The organism is Acinetobacter sp. 129952, assembly GCF_056642055.1.
This window is the reverse complement of record NZ_JBWVSU010000003.1, coordinates 13,134-34,549: the sequence shown is the minus strand read 5'-3', so window position 1 is coordinate 34,549 and position 21,416 is coordinate 13,134. Positions and strand designations below refer to the sequence as shown.

Below are 21,416 nucleotides of genomic sequence, written 5' to 3'. Positions count from 1 at the left end.
TTCAGATATCTTTAATTTAAAAAAACCTCCCAATTGGGAGGTTTTTTATTGGATCATTATGAGTTAATCATCGGCACAATCCAGCTGGTGATAATCAGCAAAATACCGAGATGCCCCAATTTTCGTGTCACATAGACCAGTTTAGATGGTGGCTGTTCCAGTCTTTTTGCATATTCTTCCATGCTAATGCCGGGCTTGCCTTTACTGGTAAATAAAAACACCGCCAGGTCGATACAGATCAGAATCGTACCGATATCAGCGACCAGTTCCATCAGGACAAAATCCTGGCGATACAGCGACATGCTGACGCTATAAATCAGATAAATGGCAAAGGCCAGACACAGGTATTGCAGGACAACTAAAAACTTCTGCATAAATCTCAACAGTTCACAAAATTAAAGCAATTATACAAATAATCGGGCAGCTGCTGCCAATTACAAGGCTTGCATCACCTCAGCAAAATTCTGCTTCTCGACCAGTTCCAGAAATTCATCGCCCAGACGCTGACTTTCCGCAATACATTGCTTCCACAGCTGAATCCGTTGGGTTTGATCCAAACCTTTTAAGTTAAAGTCTTTACGATCAGGCAAACGACCCAAAGGCAAACTTTGCAGATATTGCTGCGATGGAGAAAGCAGCAAAGTTCGTGCCTGATTTTCTGGATTTGAGGTACGTTTAAATAACTTGTCGAACCAGCCGGGGGTAATGCTATCGGTAAAATGTGGATACAGCACAATGCCTTTGCTCTGAAAGGGCAGGTCAATGTGATAATCAATCAGGCCACCATCGCGATAATAACCCTGCGGTGCATCCGGAATATTGTTCACCGCTGCCATTACCCCGGGAATAGAGGCTGAAGCCATCAGCCAAGACAACACACTCTGTTCGGTCAGTGCATGATAATGCGTGGTAAATCCATCTTCAGCGATTTTAAACTGTTCACCGATATTGGGCTGGCTGATCACACGTTGCATGAAATAACGGCTGTGCCGGCGCGCGACTGCGGTCGTTCCAAGAATTCCAGCCACAGAAGCCAGTAACGGCAATGCCTTGTCACTCTGGAAAATGTGTTGGGCTTTAATTGAAATGACTGCGAGATGATAATCTGGATGATTGACTAGATCGTTTTCTTTGCCTTGTACCAGATCCAGCAGCATGCCACGGCAAACTTCGCTGACATCCTGACGGGTCATTTTTTTATGAAAATAGAGGTTGGTATACAGCTCACCCAAACGTTCGGTTCCCTGTTGAACTCCATGTGCAGCCATACTGGCAAAACGCCAGCTGCCAATCGAAGAACCCACCAAAGTTCTACGCTGAGGTGCACGTGGAAAAAACTCACCAAAAATCGCCTGATCCAGTCCTTGGATCCCGATGCCTTTTGGGCCACCTGCAGCACCAGGTACAATATCGACCTGTTCGGGTTGCAAACCTTGTTGCAGAATCAGCTCACGTGCCAGATGGCCAGCACGAATCGTCAGCGCAGGCGCACGTCTTTGTAAAATCTGTACCATGGTTGAACCTATACTAGCCAAATGTGTGCTTATTTTAAGCGATAGGTCTGAAGACCCAATGGCAAGATATGTCCTAAGGTGACTTTGGAGTCATCCTCATCTTTAAGACATAAAAAAAGCCTGCATCATTTCAGGCTTTTTTTATCATGTTCTAAAATCACGGAGATTTATTTAGCAATCCGCCAGACGGCAAGCACGCTTGCGAGCACAATCAGAATCACCGACACAAACCATGGTGAAATAATTGCAATCGCCAGCAGAATGGCCATGACGCTGCCAAACATCCAGCTGCGTTTTTGCTGATGTTCCATTTGCAGGCGCATGCTTTGTAATTCATTGAGCTGTTTGGCATGCCATGCCGACTGGTTTTTTAAACCATTTAAGCTGTCGATCATCAGGGTCGGTAAATCCTGCGCCCCTAAAAGCAGATCCGGGATTTTCTGTCCCAGTTCTTTTAGGTTCTTTTGCGGATTCATCTGGGCCTTGATCCAGTCTGTCAGGATCGGTTTGGCCAGACTCCAGATATCCAGTTCAGGATATAGGTCGGTTCCTAAACCTTCGACATGCACCAAAGTTTTTAGCAGCAGCATCAATTGAGGGGGAATTTCGAGATGGAAACGACGAGCGATATCCATCACTTCAATCAGAATGCCGGCAAAATCCAGTTCATGCATCGGTTTTGAGACCATTGGCCCCACACTGCGGCGCATTTCACGAGCCAAAGCATCCTGATCAGTCCCCGGTGGAATCCAGCCAGCCTGATGCACCACCTGAATCAGCTGCATAAAGTCGCTGTTCATGACCGCTAGTAGCATGCGTGCTACGGTCATCTGGTCGTGTTTGGACAGTTCGCCCATAATCGCGCAGTCCAGCGCAATAAAACGCGGATTGGCCGGATTGATGGTTTCTACAAAGACATTTCCCGGATGCATATCGGCATGGAAAAAGTTATCGCGGAAAACTTGGGTAAAGAAGATGGTCAGGCCTTTACGTGCCAGATCGGCACGATCCATGCCCAACCGGTCAAAGGTCGCGATATCTGAAATCGGCACCCCGGTAATGCGCTCGGCTACCAGCACGTCTTTGCTGTCCATGTAAATTTCCGGCACATACATCATGCTCGAGCCGGTAAAGTGATGGCGCATGCGGCGGGTATTGTCGGCTTCCAGCGTCAGATCCAGCTCATTCAGAATGATTTGTCGATAATCCTGAATGATTTCCGATAAATGTAGGGCACGTGCTGCTTCCAGACGTTTTTCCAGAAATTGACCGAGCCATTCCAGAATTTCAAAATCCTGTAAAATCTGCTGGCGAATATTCGGACGGGTGACTTTGACCACGACTTCACGGCCATCATGTAAGGCAGCCGTATGTACCTGAGCAATCGAAGCTGCTGCCAGTGGCTGGGTGTCGAAACGCGCGAACAAGGTATTTACATCAGCTTTCAGGGATTCCTGAATGCGCATCTTGGCCACGTCATTATCAAATGGCTTGACCCGGTCTTGCAGTAACACCAGTTGCTGTAAAACTTCAGGTGGAATCAGGTCACGACGGGTTGAGAGAAGCTGACCGAGCTTGATCGCCAACGGCCCCATTTCTTCTAAAGCCAGTTTCAGCTTGAGCGGATTTTTACGTTCACGACTGGACCAGGCAGCCGGATGCATCCGGATGAGGGACAGCACATGCCGGGATTTTTCTGGTAATTCTTCCGCAGGAAACAACGTGTCGAGTCGATAGTGCGCGGCGATGCGCCAAAGTTCGAGTAAACGTGAAACATGCGGAATCATAAAGCTGTGTACCTAGTCTTGAGTAGAATTGTTTGAGGCATCGATTTGAGCCTGAAGCTGATGGATTTTCGCTTCAACCCGATCTAAATTTTGATTCAGGATACGGGTGTCCTGATTCAGGTCATCCATTTGCCAGCGTGGGGCAAACAGACCACTGTCTTCTTTTAAGGCATCTTCGGCAAAGAATAATTGACTTTGCAGGGTGCGTTTTAGCTGCTTGGGCAGCAGTTGCAATTTACCAATTTCATGCGCCAGTGTCGGGCCAATCCAGGGGCTTAAATGCGCCGCCAGATCCAGTTCCGCCTGTTGCATGATGCGCTGGATTTCCTGCAATAATTTGTAGTCGCCTTGCAATGGAATATTGCCGACTTCATCGGAAAACAGCAGCTTGAGTAATTCCACCACATTGCTGACCTGCAAGGTTGCCGTTGCTTCGGTGACTGTCGCGGAACTTGCGTCAAATGGACGTTGTTCAAAGACCGAAGGTATTTCGGTATGACCGGTCGCCGTGGGTTCTAGACGAACTTTGCCTTCATCAAAAAAAACATCGACCGAAAGCTGCGGCGAGGCAATCACCACCCGCAGCATTTTACCGGACAGGGCATTCAGCTGGATGCGAGTAATGGCGTCCAGATCAATAACATGATGAATCACGCGTTCAACAGCACCGAGTGCCAAAATTGACCACATAGGCAAGGAACCTTAAAGTTTGAAACCGCGGTGAACCGCAACAATCCCGCCAGTCAGGTTGTGATAGTCACAATTCTGGAAGCCGGCATTTTCCATCATGCCTTTCAGGGTGCGCTGGTCCGGATGCATACGGATCGATTCAGCCAGGTATTTATAGCTTTCTGCATCATTGGCAATGATTTTTCCCATGATTGGCAATGCCGTGAACGAATACAGGTCATACAGTTTAGAGAATGGTTCAAACACTGGTTTAGAGAATTCCAGAACCAGTAAACGGCCACCTGGCTTAAGGACACGGTACATCGCAGCCAGTGCCGCATCTTTATCGGTGACGTTACGCAGGCCAAAAGAAATGGTCAAAAGGTCAAAGCTGTTGTCTGCAAATGGTTCTAAGGTTTCGGCATTGGCCAGAACGAAATCGACATTGGTGCAGCCCGCATCAATCAGACGGTCACGACCGACATTCAGCATGGATTCGTTAATATCAGACAGTACCACATGACCCGTCGGGCCCACTTCGCGGCTAAAGACTTTAGCCAAGTCGCCGGTGCCGCCCGCGATATCCAGCACATGCTGGCCACGGCGTACACCTGACATATTGATCGCAAAACGTTTCCACAGGCGATGAATACCAAAAGACATCAAGTCATTCATGATGTCGTATTTGCTCGCCACAGAGTGGAACACTTCTGCGACTTTCTGAGCTTTTTCTTCGCTGTTTACAGTTTGATAGCCGAAGTGTGTGGTTGAGCCGACGTTACCGGTATTGGCACCACGTGGCAGATTGTATTTAGGCACAGTACCCGTCACAGGCGTGTCAGTCAGACGTTGTTCTAAAGATTGTTGCTGACCTTGCGGGGTGCCTTGTGGAAGGGGTTCAGTTAAGAATGGGCTCACTTTGTCTGTCTGTTGTGCCGACTCGGGGGTAGGGGTAGGCGTTGTATTTTCATTCGACATTGGAGTCACTCCTAACATATCAATCGGGTTAATCTTGCATTGTCTGCATCATGACAGATTCTAAAGGCTTATTCAGCAATCATGATGCAATTGTTATGAATAATATACAGAAAAATTCACGCTTGGCAGAAATACTCATCGGGTATTTACTGAAATGGCAACGGATCGCTAGAATGTACTTTCTCGATAATCTGGCGTTCGGTTGCCGTGAACGTGCGTACAAATTTTTCTGCCGATTTAAGTGGCTTCATCGCTAGAAAACCATCCTGCATAAATTCATACATCACCTGAAAGTTATACTTATTCGCCGCGCCCTTACACATTTTAAAGGCGGTATAGACCACAAATGAACGCATGTATTTATCCAGACTCATGCCGAGCTGATCCAGTAGAGCCAGCTGTTTCAAGCGTGCTTCACCCTGATCCAGCTTCAAATAGGTCAGGCGCATCATCTCGTCAGTCAGCGGTTCATGCGGATGATAATCCTGTAATAACTGAATCGCGACCTGTTCATCCAGCTGTACCGCCAGAATAGCCAGCTCTACGCCTGAGGTGCCGGTTTTAATGGCATTTTCCGGAATAACTTTTTCTGCTTTATGCGCATATTTCATCAGTCGGGCAATCTGTTCTGCCAGCGCATCAAATTCAGCGCCGCCGTAGAGACGGTTGAGGAAATACTCGGACATCAACAGGTTTTGTTTTTCAGCAAAATGGACACGATGAGTGCGCTGCATGCGGACTTTCTGCCAGGCCTGCACATCCTGTAAACGGCTTAAAATGTCAGGCCGGGTGTGATAAGCCAGTTGATAATAATGCGCTAACAGATCATCGAGTACGGCAAGTTTGGACATGAGGCTTCAATTATCATTGGAGGATGCAAGAATCTTAGAGGCTGCCGGACAATCCTGCTATGACAAATTGAACAGAGATCGGGCATTTGTATGTCAATCTGTTGTTTAAATAGCCAATTTAATCGTGTGAAAAACGTTGCCAGAGCTATTTTTGCGCTGAAACTCCTCGCTATACTGCAGACAGAATTAAAAGATCAGGGTTGAAGATGCGTATGGAACAACCACAATTTCAGTTAATGGATGAAGATCAGCTGTCTGTCGAGCTGATTGATGCCCAATATAATTTAAAAAAGACCCGAGGCCAGAAAAATGCCAAAAGTCTGGTGATTCTGGTGAATGGCATTGAACTGGCCGGCAAGGGTGAAGCGGTCAAACAGCTACGTGAATGGGTCGATCCGCGCTATTTGCGTGTGAAAGCCGATAAGCCTCAGCTAGCCGGCCCGAAGCAGACCTTGTGGCAACCTTATGCACGTTTTATTCCTGCCGAAGGCCAGATCATGGTGCTGTTTGGTAACTGGTACAGTGATCTGCTTGGCAGTGCCATGCAAGCTGAAAGCCCGCTGAGTGATGCACAGTTTGATGAATATCTGCAAGAGATGCAGGCCTTTGAACAGGACCTGAAAAATAACCATGTCGATGTGATCAAGGTCTGGTTTGACCTGTCCTGGAAAGTCTTGCAAAAACGTCTGGATGCCATGGATCCGAGTGAAACTCACTGGCATCAACTGCATGGTCTGGACTGGCGCAATCGCAAAGAATATGACACCTTGCAGCGCCTGCGTCAGCGCTTTACCGAGGACTGGTTCATTATTGATGGCGAAGATGAGCAGCAGCGCGACCAGCAATTTGCCCAGTATATCCTGAGTGCCTTGAAACATTGTCCGGATCATCCTGCCAGAGCCAAGGGAAGATGGAAACAGGCCAAGATTCCCGAGCAGTTAAAACATCCTTCCAAGACTCAAGCCCAGCCAGAAGATTACAAACCGGAACTAAAAAAATTAACCGCGAAGGTCGCCAAAGCCATGCGTTCCGATTCGCGTAATGTGGTGATGCTGTTTGAAGGTATGGATGCTGCCGGCAAGGGCGGCGCAATCAAGCGAATTGTCAAAAAACTGGATCCACGTGAATATGAAATTCATACCATTGCCGCACCAGAAAAATATGAGCTGAGCCGTCCTTATTTATGGCGCTTCTGGACCAAGCTGCAAACCGATGATGATATCTGCATTTTTGACCGTTCCTGGTATGGTCGGGTATTGGTAGAACGGGTAGAAGGGTTTTCTAGTCCGGTAGAATGGCAGCGTGCTTATGATGAAATTAACCGTTTTGAACAGAGCCTGGTCAAGCATCAAACGGTGATTGTGAAAATCTGGCTGGCAATCTCTAAAGAGGAACAGGCAGCGCGTTTTAAGGCGCGTGAAGATACACCGCATAAGCGTTTTAAAATTACTGAAGAAGACTGGCGTAACCGGGAACGCTGGGACGATTATCTGAAAGCGGCAGCCGATATGTTTGAACATACCTCGACCGAGGAAGCGCCCTGGCATATTATTGCGACCGATGATAAGAATACCGCACGGGTCGACGTGTTAAAGGCTATTTTAAAACAGCTTCAGGCAGAATAGTCTACCTGAAGTAGAGGATTTTAAAAAGTTTAAAAATATTCAGCTTAAATAGTATTAACCTTGGGCGACCTGTTTTTGCTGGATACTTTTAGCAGTGCGATAGCAGTCTTGCACATGAGCATCGGCAATTTTTTTCATGACAAAATAACCCAGACTTGCGGCCACCAGCTGACCACCTAGTGGAATGAATTTTGTGACTTGCTTTATCAGCACTTTCGCTGCAACATTGTTCAAAGATTTTTTAACTGCCGTGCGTGCGACCACCAGGCCGGAAAATTCTACGCCACGTTTACGCAGCTCCTGCCAGTGAATCTGACGGGTTTTCGGGTCATAAACACTGATCTGATCAGGGGCCAAGCCGAAGCGGGCATTGATCTCGGGAATCAATTGCGACAAGATGCCGACATCAATGACCACGTCCATAAAAGGTACCGGAATCACGGCGGCACCAGCAGAATAGTAGGCGCGTTTTTTGGTGAGTTCCAGGCATTCGTCGCGGATTTGTTCTAAATCTAGGCTCGGATCGAGACGTTCAGGAATTTTATCTAATTTCATGGGCACTACCTAAGCTCTATGTTGTTTTTTTCTATTCAAGCATCTTTAAGATGCTTTTTTCAAAGAAATTTTTCGACTGAAGTGTGGTTTTAAAGTGTCATAGAGCGCTCGGGATGTATAGTAAATAATCTTTATCGTTTTGTAGTAAAAACCACATTCAGCAGTTCAGGGGAACCAATGGCCATCCATGTTATTCAGAGTCAACGTATTGATGTGCTTTTGGATAGTATGCTGCGTATTGTCAACCAAACTGCCCGGAATCCATTTGAGGTGTTACAAACCCGGCACTTTATTGTGCCATCTCCGGCAGTAGAAACTTGGCTGACCCAGAAAATTGCCGAGAAAAAAGGCATTAGTGCCAATACCCAGTTTCATCACCGGATTCGCGCCTTTCAATGGACTTCTTATCAGTGGGTATTGAATGCGCCTAAAGAAGTGGAACAGGTGCGTGAGGCCAATATTCCGCGCATTATCATCAAATGGCGTGTGTTTCAGGCGCTGCGAAAATGCATTCTGCCTGAACAGATTCCTTTGGACGTCGATCATCCGCTGTATTCCATTGTGAAGCGGATTTATGACAGTGCCGACCGGCTGGAGCAAGGTACAGAGAAGCAGCTGAAAAAACAGAGCATGTTGTACTGGGTAGCCGAGCAGGTGTCACGTTTGTTCAGTCATTATATGGATTATCGCGGTTATTGCGCGCGTAACTGTCCTCCAAACAACTGTGGTTGTCCGAGTAACTGGTTAGAGTCCTGGGGGCAGGATATTGCGCTCGATATCGAGCAAATGATCTATAGCCCCAAAGATGAAAATGGTCATGAGATGCAGGTGGCGGATTTTGTCAAGATTCAGGCGCGTGAACTGGAAGCTTGGCAACGCTGGTTGTGGCAGCATGTATTTCAGGATGATTATGCCAAAATCCTGGAGATTGAACGCCTGTATTGGGAGCGGCTGGAGAATGCAGAAACCCGCGCTCAGGCTCTAAAACGACTGCCGGCCCAGATTGTGGTATTTAGCCTGCTGGAACTGCCACCCAGCCAGCTGGATTTTTTACGCCGTTTGGGGCAATACATTGATATCTATATTTTTCACTTCAACCCTTCGCAGGAATACTGGGCGGACAGTGTCGATCCTGACTGGAAAGCCAGATTTGATTTGCAGCGGGAAGAGCGCTTTATTCAGCGTTTTGAAAAAACCCGTCAACGTAAACCGAATGATGCGGAAATAAAAGACTTCAGGATCAAGCAGCTGAACTTTAATGCCGAAGACCGGGAATCGCGGCATCCGCTTCTGACCCGATTCGGCAAGCAGGCACGGGATCATTTTTCTCTACTCTCTAAACTGTCTTCAGGGGAAGAGGGTCTCTGGGCCGATGTCTTTGTCGATGAATATCAGGACAGGCTGCTGGCCAAAATCCAGTCAGATATCCTGTATTTGCTCGAGCCTGAACAGCATCAATATGCTTTAAGCCCTGACGATGATTCGGTACAGATTCATGTCTGTCATTCTTCATTACGTCAGCTGGAAGTCCTTAAAGAACAGCTGATTCACTGGCTGGCTCAAGATACGAATGACGTGCCGCGTCAGCCTAGTGATATTCTGGTGCTGACGCCAAGTCTGAAAGAACTCGAACCGGCAATTCGCAGTGTCTTTGCCCCGCCACCGCGTGAGCGCGAGACTGGTAGCAAACGCTTGCAGAAAGATAACCTGTATTTACCGATCCAGATTGCCGGGGTATCACGTCTGGATGTCAGCAATGCCTGGCGCGCGGTACTGGGCCGGATTCAGTGGGTACGGCGCCGTTTCAGTATTGAGGACTTTGCCGACTGGCTTAGCCTGAATGCGACCCAGCAACGTTATGGTCTGGACTATAGTCAGGTAGAACGGATGTTGCAGTTGCTGACAGATGCTGGCTTCAAGCGTGGACTGGACCAGCAGCATTTACAGCAAAGCCTCAGTGCAGGCGATGAGGATTACCGGTTTAGCTTTAAATTCGCGCTGGACCGTCTGGCGTTGGGTCTGGCGATTCCTGAACATACCCTGTTTCAGGACACCTTGAGTTATGCTAAGGTTCTGACCAGTGATTTTCCCTTGATATCCACCCTGATCCGGATTTATCAGGATCTGGTACAGCGCCGTGACTGGCTGACTTTGCATGAAACTGGACAACGCACGCCGGTAAAAACCTGGCTGGAATATCTGCGTGCTGATCTGAATGAATTTCGTGATGCCGGGGTAGAATCACTCAAAACTGTTGCCGAGATTATCGACAAGCAAATGCGGATGCTGACCTTGGCCGATTATCATGATCAGGATGATCCACATGCCAGTCAGGAGCTGGTGGCACTCAGTCTGCCTCTGCCTTATGTGCTGGAAGAAATTCAGAATACCCTGGAGATGCAGCTGGATCAGGCCGAACCGACTGGACAGATTACTTTTAGCCAGATTGGGCAGATCCGGCCATTGCCTTATAAACTGGTGGTGATGCTGAATCTGGATAGCGGTAAATTTCCGAGCCGCAATCAACAGGTTCCGTTTGACCTGATGCGCAGCCTGAAGCCGCAACTTGGTGACCGTTCCCGTCTGGATGACGAGCAGGGCGCCTTTCTGGATGCCTTGCTGCTGGCACAGGAAAATCTATGGCTGTTCTATAATGGCTTTGATCTGGAGGATGGTGAGGCTCGCGATCCATCCACTGCCTTGCAGGAACTGGTTCAACATATCGCGCTGATCTGCCAGTCTGAACAGCCGGATGTCGAAGTCGATCCGATGGTGGATATTCATGGTCTATCGGTCGCTCAACATATCCAGCAGCTTTATCATGTACATCCCTTGCAGCCTTTTGATCCAGCCGGATTCGCAGATATGCAGACACCACGTTATCAGGATCAGTGGTTTGCAGTGGCAGAATATATCCGCAGCGCCGAAGGCAAACGCAGCAGCTGGATTAATGCACATTATCCGGCACTAGAACAAAAAGAAATCCGGGTACTCAAAGGCGATGAATGGATCCGCGATATGATTTTCCCGGCACGTCTATTCCTGAAAAGTGTCGGGGTTTCCACGATTCGCTATGCCGATTTGCCGAGTTCCCGGGAACCCCTATTACTGAACAAGCTGGAACAGTATCAGGTACGGGATTTCCTGTTACAACAAGAGCAGGAGATTGAGCCAAACCTGATGCTAGACCGTTTGCCGGTGGGCAAAACCCAGCAAGCCACCTGGCTGGGCAGCCAGCAGGAACAGCAGTTATTGCAAGAACGTTTGCTACAGTTGGGCAAAGAACTGACGCCAGTCACCCAACAATCCCTGCAGTTCAGTCCTGAACTGATCATTCATATAAACGTGCCTCAGGTTCCACACAGCAGCTACTGGCTGAGTATGCAATCCTCTTCGGCCTCGGAAAAACGCCGTGCCCAGATCTGGCTGGAGTATCTGCTATGGCTGGCTTACTTGAATGACGATGCACGCTCACCAGAACTGGAGCGCATTGTCATTTTCAGTAATAAAACCCTGAAGTTTTCTGGCTTGAGTTCGAGCAAGGCACATGAGTATTTGCAGCTCTGGTTAAAGGCCTGGGAAATTGGTCAACAGCAGCCGCTGGTCTTGCCGGCAGAATTACTGATGAAAAAAGAGTGGCAGTGGGCCGAGAATGAACAGGGTAAAATGACCATTGTGGAAATGCAGGAATTGTTGGAAGCCTGGAACAACAGTTATAGTCCTAAAACAGCTAAGCCATTGACTTCGAATGAATCTAGTGTCTTGCATCAGGATTGGCAATTTATTTTGCAAGATCAGGATCCGGATCTGGCCTTGCAAAACTGCTGTCATGATTTTGCCCATGGCCTGTATGCACCAATTCATCAACATCTGGAATGGGTGAAATAGTCGTATGACTTTCTTAAAGCAGCAGACGCAAACAGCCATTTCTACCAATCCGATTCAGGACATGAAGTTTCGGGGCCTACACTGGATTGAAGCCTCGGCAGGCACCGGCAAGACCTATACGCTATCCAGTCTGATGGTGCGGATTTTTCTGGACCAGTATTATCCGCATCAGGTGATTGCGACGACATTTACCCGTAAGGCCACGGCTGAACTGAAAAACCGGGTGCGGCTTCGCGTCGAGGAAACGCTGGCTTATATCCAGCGTCATCAGCAGCTCAATTCAGTTGAAATCACAGCAAAAATCCAGAATGAAACCGATCCTTTATTTCAGCAGGTGCTGAAAGATTATGGTTCACGGCTGGATTATGCCCGTCGCCGTTTACGTCTGGTGCTGAACCAGCTGGACGAACTGTTTGTCGGCACCCTGGACAGCTTTAGCCAGAAACTGTTACGTGAATTTGCATTTGAAAGTGGCAAGATTGAACGTGCAGAACTGACCGAAGATCAGGATCTGTATATCCAGCAGCTGATTCATGATGTGCTGCGTGACTGGATTCAGCAACAGCCACAATATATGGTCAATCATCTGTATGTCCAGAATCTGCTGAAACCGGTGGAGCATTATACCGGGCTGGTGCGTGATGCCCTGAATTTCAGCAAGCAGCATTTTCGGAAGATCGAAGCGGCTGAATGTGACCTGAACAAATTGGAAGCCTGCATCAGTCAATTAGTGAATATTCAGGACCATGATCTTGCCGTCATGCGGCGTTATTGTCAGGAAAGTCCGAAGTATTTTCACAAGAGTTTTTTGACCAAGTTAACCGAAATTTGTGAAAACTTTATGACCTGGAGCGCAGCCCTGAAAACTCAAGGAACAATGAGTTTCTTTGATGCTGAATTGCAGCCGATTATACTGAATCTGTGCCATTTGCGCCGCAAGAAAACCGATTTCCAGCCGACCACTCAGGTCTTTAACAAAAGCTGTCCGGATGCAGAGCAACAGCTGATTTTGCAACATAGTCTGATCGTGGCAATTGATGCGCTGTGCGAGGTCAAACAGTATCTGGATGAGCAGCTGCAACAGCTTACGACCTATCTGGAATTTCATATTATTCAAAGTGTGCAGACCCGTTTGCCGCAAACCTTACAGCAGCAGGGTGAAACCACTTTTTCCCAGCAAATCCGTACATTGGCGGAAGCATTGCAAGGCCAGCAGGGACAGCGTTTTGCCCAGTTTGTGCAGGCACGTTATCCGCTGATTCTGGTCGATGAATTTCAGGACACCAATCAGGATCAGGATGATTTGCTGGCCAAGATCTGGCGTGATGCCAACCGGGTGCAGTCCGGCTGCATGATTATGGTCGGTGATCCGAAACAGGCAATTTACGGTTTCCGTGGCGGCGATATGCTCACCTATAACAAGGCACATGCCGATGTGCTGCATAAACAGGGCCGCGAATATACCCTGATGCAGAACCATCGGTCAGTCAAACCACTCGTAGAAGTGGTTGATGCGCTGTTCCAGCGGCAAATGGATTTTGGCGAACAGGTGCAGTACACCTTGATTCAGGCCGGTAGTCGCCCGCATCCGGATCTCATCGACAGTGGTGCCTGCAATCCACAGCCGCTACGCTGGATTCAGCTGGGTGAAGCCGATGTAGAAGCCGATCAGGTGGCCTGGAAAATCCGTGCGTTGCTGAATCAGTCCGCCCAGCAACAATTGTACTTTCAGCAGCAGGAGCATCAGCAAAACCTGAGTGCAGATGATATTGCGGTGTTGGGATTTGGACATTATGCGCTGGAACAGGTGAAGCAACGCCTGCAGCGTATGAGCATTCCCTGCTATAAAGAATCCAAACAGAGCGTGTTCGCCAGTCCAATCGCTCAGGATGTCGCAGCCGTATTGACGGCGATTATGGATCCTTTCAATGAGGCCAAGGTCAAGCGGGCTTTACTAACCCGTCTGCTGGGCTTCAATCTGAAAAAACTGATTGATTTGCAAAGCCAGAGTGAAGGCCTCAGTCGCTATATTGCGGATCTGGATATAATTCGGGAAATGTGGTTTGAGAAAGGCTTTTTGACCGCCTGGAATTATGCACTGAACCTGTTTCAGGTCTGGACCAATCTGGTGGCCAGTCAAAGTCTGGACAATGAGCGGGTGGTGGTCAATCTGCGCCATCTGACCGAGATGCTGAGTCAGCAGAGTGAATATTATCAGGGGGCGCAAAAACTCTATCACTGGTATTTGCGCCAGCTTAAGTCACCTTCAGGCAAGGACAGCGAAAAAGAACGCAAGCTGTCTGGGGATCATGGGGTGCAGCTGATGACCATTCATGCCTCCAAAGGGCTGGAATTTAAAGTGGTGTTTTTATTGGGAGCAGATGCTGCTTTTGATGTGCATAAAGGCAATCTGAATTTTTCCCTGTCTGCGCCTAAACAGGACAACATTCTGGAACAATCCCGGGTAATTGCAGTCAATCACAAGAATTTGCATGAGCAGGCGATTCTGCAGAATGCAGCGCGTAATGCTGCCGAAAACCACCGGCTCTGGTATGTGGCGCTGACCCGTGCCAGTCACCGGGTATATGCCATGCTGCAGGACCAGAACGCACAGTCCGATTCCGGGCTGGCCTTCTGGCGTGGTCAGGGAGATCAACTGTTTCAACATGCTTTAAGTCTGGTCGAGCAGCCGCTGTCTCAGGAACCACCGCGTCTGGTCGAGCAGTCGAGCCATCATCAGGTCGACATGCGGGCGCAACCTTTGCCAGAGCGGCAGTTTTATCCGCGAACCAAAACCAGTTTTACGGCTTTGTCACAGCATCAGCTACATGGACATATCTTGCAGGATGACCTAGTCATGGCTTCAGAACAGCCCGATAGTGCCGCCGATGAAATTCATTTTACCGGTCTGGAAGAACAGCCAGCAGCCGTGCCCTTAGACTGGATTAGGCTGAATTTTCCTAAAGGTACAGTGGCCGGAACTTTCTTGCACAGCATTTTTGAACATATCGATTTTCAGGACAGCAGTTACTGGAATCTGGAAATCCGGCGCCGTTTTAAAAATACCGCACCGCAAATCTGGCAGGAACTGAAAGAAAAATTTGAACAGGCTTTTCATATACGTAGTGTACTGGAACAGGCCTTTTCCCTGCATTATCAGGCCGCTGTGGTGAATCTGCGAACCCTGTTTCAGGCCACAGCTCAGGCAGATTTCAAAGCCGAGGAATTGCGTCATAGTATGCAGCGCGTATTGTCCAGCCTGAACTATAAGTTATTGACCGGAATTCGCCTGCATGACCAAAGCAAAGCTTATCGCCAGCAATGGCAGCAGCTGTTTCACTCGGCACAACAGCTCGATCGTTCGGGTCTGCTAGAATTTTTAGGTCAGTTTCAGGTGTATTTCGATGGGCTGGAGGATGACTCCTTTATCCAGTTTTTTGAACAGGAAATGGCCCAGCTCACACGCTCTGCAAGCACTGAATCGCTGAATGTGGATAGTATTTTCCAGACTGCTTTTGATGGCTTGTTGGACGAGATTACAGAAGATATTTTGCTGAACCTGATGCATGACTGGGTACATGACATTCTGGCCACTCCGATTCAGGTAGATTTTGCTTTGGCGCAGCTGGAGGCTAAACAGTATCTGTCAGAATTTCCTTTTTATCTGTCCTTGACCGATGCCCCTTTGCAGATTTGGCAAATCCATCAGCTGTTTCTCGAACATGACATGGTCATGAGCGATTTTAATGAAGCCAAATCGGCGCGGTATCTGACCGGTTCCATCGATCTGGTGTATTTCGATGGTCAGCGCTACCATATTGCCGATTATAAAAGTAACTTCCTCGGACCTGATCAGCAGCACTATAGTGCTGAGGCAATTCAGCAGAATATGAGCCAGTCCAGTTACTGGTTGCAGGCCGCTTTGTATCTGGTGGCGCTGCATCGGTACCTGAGTGCCAATATGCAGGGTTATTCGATTCAGCAGCAATTGGGCGGCGCGACCTATCTGTATTTGCGCGGGATGAATGGACAGGCGCAGCAAGGGGCTTATCATTGGCAACCGAGCCTGGGATTCATAGAAAAACTGGATCAAATACTGGGCTATTTTGAGCAGAAAAAATCAGCATGATTTTGCAGTTTTATAAAATATATAGAGATTAAACAGAAAATTATCCTGTGGATAACTTTGAGGATAACTGTGTGGAAAATGAGCAGAATCACGTGTCGCAGCAAGACTCCAATTTAATGGCCTGGATTGACTATTTGTGTCAGCCGCCGTTTAGTACGGCTACATTTGATCCGGCAGCAAAATTCTTGATTCAGCAACTGCTTGAGGCGATACAGGCAGGGGATAGCTGTATCGAAGTTGATCCTCAGCAGGTTGCCCTATTACATAATCTGGTTCTAGATCGCCGTCAGCAAAGTACAGGAATTGCACCATTTATTTGTGCAGATCAGCATTTATATCTGTACCGCTATTGGCAACTGGAACAGGCAGTAGCCTCACATATTGCTCGGATTAAAGCCCAACCGGTTGCCGCTATTGATTTATCCGAACGTGATCGCAATTTATTGTCAGATCCACAGCAAAAATTGGCACTGGAAATGGTTGCGCGGCAGGCGCTGAATATTATTAGCGGCGGTCCGGGTACCGGTAAAACCTATACCTTGGCGCATATGATTGCGGTCCTGCATGAAGCCTTGCCAAATATCCGGATTGCCATGGCAGCACCTACCGGAAAGGCCGCACAGCGCATGAAAGAAGCACTGCAAAAAGCCTTGCACAGTGAAGCGTTACAAGAGTTTGAGCTAGAACAATTAAAACAGTTACAACCGGTCACCCTGCATCGCTTATTGGGTCTGGGCACTCGCGGACAGCCACGCTTTCATGCCAAGCAGCCTCTGCCTTATGATGTGATCGTGGTCGACGAAGCCTCGATGCTGGATTTAAACCTGTCACAGATGTTACTGGCCTCCGTACCGTCTCATGCACGGCTGATTTTACTCGGTGATGCAGATCAGCTGGCCTCTGTGGATGTGGGAACGGTATTGGCAGATTTACAGCAAGTAGCGACTCTGGAAGATAACCGGGTCAATTTAATCACCACGCGGCGTTTTGCGCCTGGAGCCAGGATTGGCGCAATGGCGGAGTTTATCCAGCAGAATCATCAGCCTTCTCACGTCTTGCAGAAATTTGAGCAGCAAATCGTGGCAGCCAGTGAGTTACAGGCGATCGATTTGGATCAGGTCGAAATCGACCAGTTGCAGCTGCAGTACCTGCTCGCTGGCGCCGAACAGACCGCGCATAACTTGAATCAGTATTATGACCAGCTGATGTATGGTTATCAGGCTTATATACAGGCCATAAAAACAGAACGAAACTCAGCTGATTTTGAGCAGTATGTGCAACAGGTAGTCAAAACTTTTGATGATTACCGGATTTTAACAGCAATCCGTTCTGGTGATTTGGGTCTGATCAAGATCAACCTGCAAATTGAGCAACGTTTTCTAGCCGCCCAAGGTCAGTTGAAACAGGGCGACTGGTATGTTGGACGACCCGTCATGATGAGCTATAACGACTATCAGTTGGGCCTGTCCAATGGTGATATTGGCATCTGTTTTTTACGTGATCACTCTGGTCAGCGTCAGTTTGAAGTGTATTTCCCGAGTTTGGAAAAATGGGTCTTAGCCACCCGTCTACCCAAAAGTATAGAAACCGCCTTTGCACTGACCATTCATAAATCTCAAGGTTCAGAATTTTCCCATACGGCAGTGGTGCTGGATCAATATGCAAAAAATTTATTGAGCAAAGAGTTGATTTATACTGCAATTACTCGAGCCAAAAAAGTGGTCAGTTTATTGGTAGATTATGATGCTTTTACACAAGCACTTTGTGTTAAAACTACCCGGAAAAGTGGTTTGAGCCAAAAAATCATTGAACAATCTAGTAATTTAATTGGCAAAAATAATCAAATCTTGTAGGTAAAAGCTTACAAGGATTCAGGAAATTGACGCATAGAGCTTTTGCTCGGTTTTTGAGAAGATTGGTTCTACAAAATAACTCAACAGGGAAAGTTGAGCATAATCGCATAATGATAATAATAATGTCGGTAGACAGCGAACTTACAGTGAAGTAAGTGAAAGAGGAAACTTACAGCCGCTAAGCCTTGTAGTTTTGGGAGAGACTACAAGGCTTTTTTATATCCTGATTTTTTTATAGGAAGCTTGCTGGATTTTTATCCTAATTTCTTAGCAAAAATTTTCAGCCCTAGCCAGTAAACTTAAGTAAATAGCGTTAAATAAAACGAGAGCTATGTAACATTATGCAAATTTTCACCCTGTGATGTACGAAATGGCTTACAGCAAAATGAGGCAAATACCTCTAGTTGTCTGGTGGGAATATGGCAAAATCTACCACACAAGGAAGATGATTTTTCAACAGGATGTTTGAAAATAATAATAAGCGTAAAACGCCATAATAATACAATAAATAATAATGATAAGAGAAAGAACTACAGCGCCAAAAAGCCCGAGTTTACTCGGGCTTTTTTTTATCCATTTTCTATGGGGAGTAGCTGAAGATTCAAGCGAGCTAAAGGGTTTGCGGGCTTTTCAAAGGAGTTTCTATATTTAATTTATTCTGGATTTATTTCATTAAAATAATGCAAAACCTGAATCTTTAAGGAACAAGAGTCATCGGATCTGAGCTGTATCAATGAGCAACCAAAACCATGCAAAAATCTGGATCTATTTTTGCAATTTGATGCGTTTTCCCTTAAAATATGCAACTTGCTGTAGTGATGCACGGCAGTCAAGGTTTTGAATTCTCATCACTTTGATTTTTATCAAAATATACAAGCATCTCGGAGAAATCGAATGGCTTTAACTAACGCAGATCGCGCAGAGATCATGGCTAAATTCGCTCGCGCTGAAAACGACACTGGTTCACCAGAAGTTCAAGTAGCTCTTTTAACTGCTCAAATCAATGACTTACAAGGTCACTTCAAAGAGCACAAACACGACCACCATAGCCGTCGCGGTCTAATCCGTATGGTTAACCAACGTCGTAAACTACTTGACTACCTTAACGGTAAAGACCACGGTCGTTATGTAGCATTGATCGGTGCTTTAGGTTTACGTCGTTAATTCGATTTAAACTTTATTTTCGGGTGTATTGCATGCTTTGTGCTGTATTACTGAAAACTAAAGTCGGCTTAGCTTTGCGCTGAGCCAGTGGAAGGGGCGAATGTTTCGCTCCTTCTTTGTGTTTAAAAATAGTATTTAATCTGGTGAGGTCGGCTTCTAAGCTTTGTCATTTACTCGTCCATATGGTCATGAATGCCAAACCTTAGGGGTCTCCACTAGAATAATTGTTCACAAGAACTAGGAAAAAATAAAACATGTCAATGTTTAATATTATTCGTAAAGAATTCCAATTCGGTCAGCACAACGTTATCCTGGAAACAGGTCGTGTTGCCCGTCAGGCAAACACTGTTGTGATCACCATGGGCGGCGTACAAGTACTTGTTGCTGTTGTGGCACAACCTAAAGCAAAAGCAGGTCAAGACTTCTTCCCATTGACTGTAAACTATCAAGAAAAGCAATATGCTGCTGGTCGTATCCCGGGTGGTTATGGCAAGCGTGAAGGCCGTCAGTCTGAAGCTGAAACTTTAATCTCTCGTTTAATCGATCGTCCAATTCGTCCGTTGTTCCCAGAAGGTTACTTCAACGAAATTCAAGTAACAGCCACTGTGATTTCTTCTGACAAAACCATGGATGCTGACATTGCTGCAATGTTAGGTACTTCAGCTGCATTGTCTATCGCTGGTACACCTTTCCGTGGTCCGATTGGTGGTGCGCGCGTTGGCTTAATCAACGGTGAATACATCCTAAACCCGAACCTTGAACAACTTAAAGAGTCTGATCTTGATCTTGTTGTTGCGGGTACTGAAACTGCAGTATTGATGGTTGAATCTGAAGCGAAAGAGCTTTCAGAAGACCAAATGCTGGGCGCTGTTTTGTTCGGTCATGACGAAATGCAAATTGCGATCCAAGCGATCAAAGAATTTGCTGCAGCTGCAGGCGCGGTTGAATCAACTTGGGTTGCTCCAGTTAAAAATGAAGAACTTCTTGGTAAATTGAAAGAAGCATTCGAAGCGAAAATCTCTGAAGCGTACACGATTGCAGTTAAGCAAGACCGTTATGCGGCACTTGACGCGCTTTATGCAGAAGCAGTTGCACAGTTCGTTCCTGAAAATGACGAAACGGGCATTGCAGAAGAAGTAAATGAGCTGTTCGAAGACCTTAAATACCGTACTGTACGTGACAACATCCTGTCTGGTAAGCCACGTATCGATGGTCGTGATACTAAAACTGTTCGTGCAATCGACGTACAAGTAGGCGTTCTAGATCGTGCTCATGGTTCTGCATTGTTCACACGTGGTGAAACTCAAGCCTTGGTCACAACGACTTTGGGTAATACACGTGATGCGTTGATGGTTGATACTCTTGCAGGTACCAAAACTGACAACTTCATGTTGCACTACAACTTCCCTGCATACTCTGTAGGTGAAACGGGTCGTGAATCTGGTCCTAAGCGTCGTGAAATCGGTCACGGTCGTCTGGCACGTCGTGGTGTTCAAGCTGTACTTCCTGCGGCTGACCGCTTCCCATACGTGATCCGTATCGTATCTGACATCACTGAATCTAACGGTTCATCTTCAATGGCGTCTGTATGTGGTGCTTCATTATCATTGATGGATGCTGGTGTTCCACTTAAAGCACCAGTTGCAGGTATTGCGATGGGTCTAGTGAAAGAAGGCGAGCGTTTCGCAGTTCTTTCTGACATCTTGGGTGATGAAGATCACTTGGGCGACATGGACTTTAAAGTAGCGGGTTCTGCAAACGGTATTACTGCGCTACAAATGGACATAAAGATCGAAGGCATCACTGAAGAGATCATGGAATCTGCATTGAACCAAGCTTATGCGGGTCGTATGCACATCTTGAATGAGATGAACCAGGTGATTTCACGTGCGCGTCCTGAAATTTCGATGCACGCACCGACCTTCCAGGTGATCAACATCAACCCGGATAAAATCCGTGATGTGATCGGTAAAGGCGGCGCGACAATCCGTGCGATTACTGAAGAAACTAAAGCAGCGATCGATATCGAAGATAACGGTACAGTTCGCGTATTTGGTGAAACTAAAGCGGCTGCGCAAGCTGCAGTTGCTAAGATCCAGGCACTTACTGCTGAAATCGAGCCAGGTACAATTTATACAGGTAAAGTGATTCGTATCGTTGAATTCGGTGCGTTCGTAAATATCCTTCCAGGTACTGATGGCTTGCTTCACATCTCTCAAATCTCAAACGAACGCATTGCGAACGTGGCAGATGTATTGAAAGAAGGTCAAGAAGTGAAAGTACAGGTTGCGGATGTTGATAACCGTGGTCGTATCAAATTGACGATGAAAGACATCGAACAAGTTTAATTCTTAAACTATTCACATGGGAAAACTCATGTGAATAACAATAAAAAAGCCCTGA

13 protein-coding genes are annotated in these 21,416 nt (G+C 47.0%); 6 read left to right on the top strand and 7 right to left on the bottom strand.

Features of this window, described 5'->3' with window-relative positions; genetic code table 11:
* Positions 1–56: 56 nt before the first annotated feature.
* From AC1IR0_RS04470 to AC1IR0_RS04445, 6 genes are all read right to left on the bottom strand, one after another.
* Entirely contained in the window at positions 57–374 is a 318-nt protein-coding gene (locus AC1IR0_RS04470) for a hypothetical protein (protein ID WP_004729331.1), read from the bottom strand.
* Between the two features lie 60 nt (positions 375–434).
* A complete protein-coding gene (locus tag AC1IR0_RS04465; RefSeq protein WP_409651657.1) occupies positions 435–1,514 on the bottom strand; it encodes a patatin-like phospholipase family protein in 1,080 nt (359 codons plus the stop codon).
* A gap of 167 nt (positions 1,515–1,681) precedes the next feature.
* On the bottom strand, positions 1,682–3,301 hold the full coding sequence (locus AC1IR0_RS04460) for an ABC1 kinase family protein (RefSeq protein ID WP_004729335.1): 1,620 nt from the start codon (positions 3,299–3,301) through the stop codon (positions 1,682–1,684).
* 12 nt (positions 3,302–3,313) lie between these two features.
* Complete coding sequence (locus AC1IR0_RS04455) at positions 3,314–3,991, bottom strand: ubiquinone biosynthesis accessory factor UbiJ (RefSeq protein WP_409651660.1); 678 nt, start codon at positions 3,989–3,991, stop codon at positions 3,314–3,316.
* A 12-nt stretch (positions 3,992–4,003) separates the two neighbouring features.
* Positions 4,004–4,948: a bifunctional demethylmenaquinone methyltransferase/2-methoxy-6-polyprenyl-1,4-benzoquinol methylase UbiE gene (ubiE, locus tag AC1IR0_RS04450; RefSeq protein ID WP_004647333.1), complete on the bottom strand. Its 945-nt coding sequence runs from the start codon at positions 4,946–4,948 to the stop codon at positions 4,004–4,006.
* Positions 4,949–5,094: 146 nt separating this feature from the next.
* Positions 5,095–5,799 carry a DUF8198 family protein gene (locus AC1IR0_RS04445; RefSeq protein ID WP_409666009.1) on the bottom strand — a complete coding sequence of 235 codons (705 nt, stop codon included), beginning with the start codon at positions 5,797–5,799 and terminating at the stop codon, positions 5,095–5,097.
* A 206-nt stretch (positions 5,800–6,005) separates the two neighbouring features.
* On the opposite strand from AC1IR0_RS04445, the gene pap reads away from it, so the two are divergent.
* Positions 6,006–7,424, top strand: coding sequence for a polyphosphate:AMP phosphotransferase (pap, locus tag AC1IR0_RS04440; protein ID WP_253101525.1), 1,419 nt, complete (start codon positions 6,006–6,008; stop codon positions 7,422–7,424).
* 54 nt (positions 7,425–7,478) lie between these two features.
* On the opposite strand, the gene AC1IR0_RS04435 is transcribed toward pap, so the two are convergent.
* Positions 7,479–7,979: a hypothetical protein gene (locus AC1IR0_RS04435; protein WP_253101504.1), complete on the bottom strand. Its 501-nt coding sequence runs from the start codon at positions 7,977–7,979 to the stop codon at positions 7,479–7,481.
* A 177-nt stretch (positions 7,980–8,156) separates the two neighbouring features.
* Here AC1IR0_RS04435 and AC1IR0_RS04430 point away from each other — a divergent pair, with 177 nt between their 5' ends.
* From AC1IR0_RS04430 to pnp, 5 genes are all read left to right on the top strand, one after another.
* Complete coding sequence (locus AC1IR0_RS04430) at positions 8,157–11,867, top strand: exodeoxyribonuclease V subunit gamma (protein WP_409651668.1); 3,711 nt, start codon at positions 8,157–8,159, stop codon at positions 11,865–11,867.
* Between the two features lie 4 nt (positions 11,868–11,871).
* Entirely contained in the window at positions 11,872–15,996 is a 4,125-nt protein-coding gene (locus tag AC1IR0_RS04425; RefSeq protein ID WP_409651671.1) for a UvrD-helicase domain-containing protein, read from the top strand.
* Positions 15,997–16,067: 71 nt separating this feature from the next.
* Positions 16,068–17,849: an exodeoxyribonuclease V subunit alpha gene (gene recD, locus AC1IR0_RS04420; RefSeq protein WP_409651674.1), complete on the top strand. Its 1,782-nt coding sequence runs from the start codon at positions 16,068–16,070 to the stop codon at positions 17,847–17,849.
* 894 nt (positions 17,850–18,743) lie between these two features.
* Complete coding sequence (gene rpsO / locus AC1IR0_RS04415) at positions 18,744–19,013, top strand: 30S ribosomal protein S15 (RefSeq protein WP_004278577.1); 270 nt, start codon at positions 18,744–18,746, stop codon at positions 19,011–19,013.
* Between the two features lie 260 nt (positions 19,014–19,273).
* Complete coding sequence (pnp, locus tag AC1IR0_RS04410) at positions 19,274–21,361, top strand: polyribonucleotide nucleotidyltransferase (protein ID WP_171054287.1); 2,088 nt, start codon at positions 19,274–19,276, stop codon at positions 21,359–21,361.
* The last annotated feature ends 55 nt before the right edge of the window (positions 21,362–21,416 follow it).

Excerpts from the sequence above, each read along its gene's own strand:
- AC1IR0_RS04470 (WP_004729331.1), bottom strand. The coding sequence starts at position 374 with ATGCAGAAGTTTTTAGTTGTCCTGCAATACCTGTGTCTGGCCTTTGCC.
- AC1IR0_RS04465 (WP_409651657.1), bottom strand. The coding sequence starts at position 1,514 with ATGGTACAGATTTTACAAAGACGTGCGCCTGCGCTGACGATTCGTGCT.
- AC1IR0_RS04460 (WP_004729335.1), bottom strand. The coding sequence starts at position 3,301 with ATGATTCCGCATGTTTCACGTTTACTCGAACTTTGGCGCATCGCCGCG.
- AC1IR0_RS04455 (WP_409651660.1), bottom strand. The coding sequence starts at position 3,991 with ATGTGGTCAATTTTGGCACTCGGTGCTGTTGAACGCGTGATTCATCAT.
- ubiE (WP_004647333.1), bottom strand. The coding sequence starts at position 4,948 with ATGTCGAATGAAAATACAACGCCTACCCCTACCCCCGAGTCGGCACAA.
- AC1IR0_RS04445 (WP_409666009.1), bottom strand. The coding sequence starts at position 5,799 with ATGTCCAAACTTGCCGTACTCGATGATCTGTTAGCGCATTATTATCAA.
- pap (WP_253101525.1), top strand. The coding sequence starts at position 6,006 with ATGCGTATGGAACAACCACAATTTCAGTTAATGGATGAAGATCAGCTG.
- AC1IR0_RS04435 (WP_253101504.1), bottom strand. The coding sequence starts at position 7,979 with ATGAAATTAGATAAAATTCCTGAACGTCTCGATCCGAGCCTAGATTTA.
- AC1IR0_RS04430 (WP_409651668.1), top strand. The coding sequence starts at position 8,157 with ATGGCCATCCATGTTATTCAGAGTCAACGTATTGATGTGCTTTTGGAT.
- AC1IR0_RS04425 (WP_409651671.1), top strand. The coding sequence starts at position 11,872 with ATGACTTTCTTAAAGCAGCAGACGCAAACAGCCATTTCTACCAATCCG.
- rpsO (WP_004278577.1), top strand. The coding sequence starts at position 18,744 with ATGGCTTTAACTAACGCAGATCGCGCAGAGATCATGGCTAAATTCGCT.
- pnp (WP_171054287.1), top strand. The coding sequence starts at position 19,274 with ATGTTTAATATTATTCGTAAAGAATTCCAATTCGGTCAGCACAACGTT.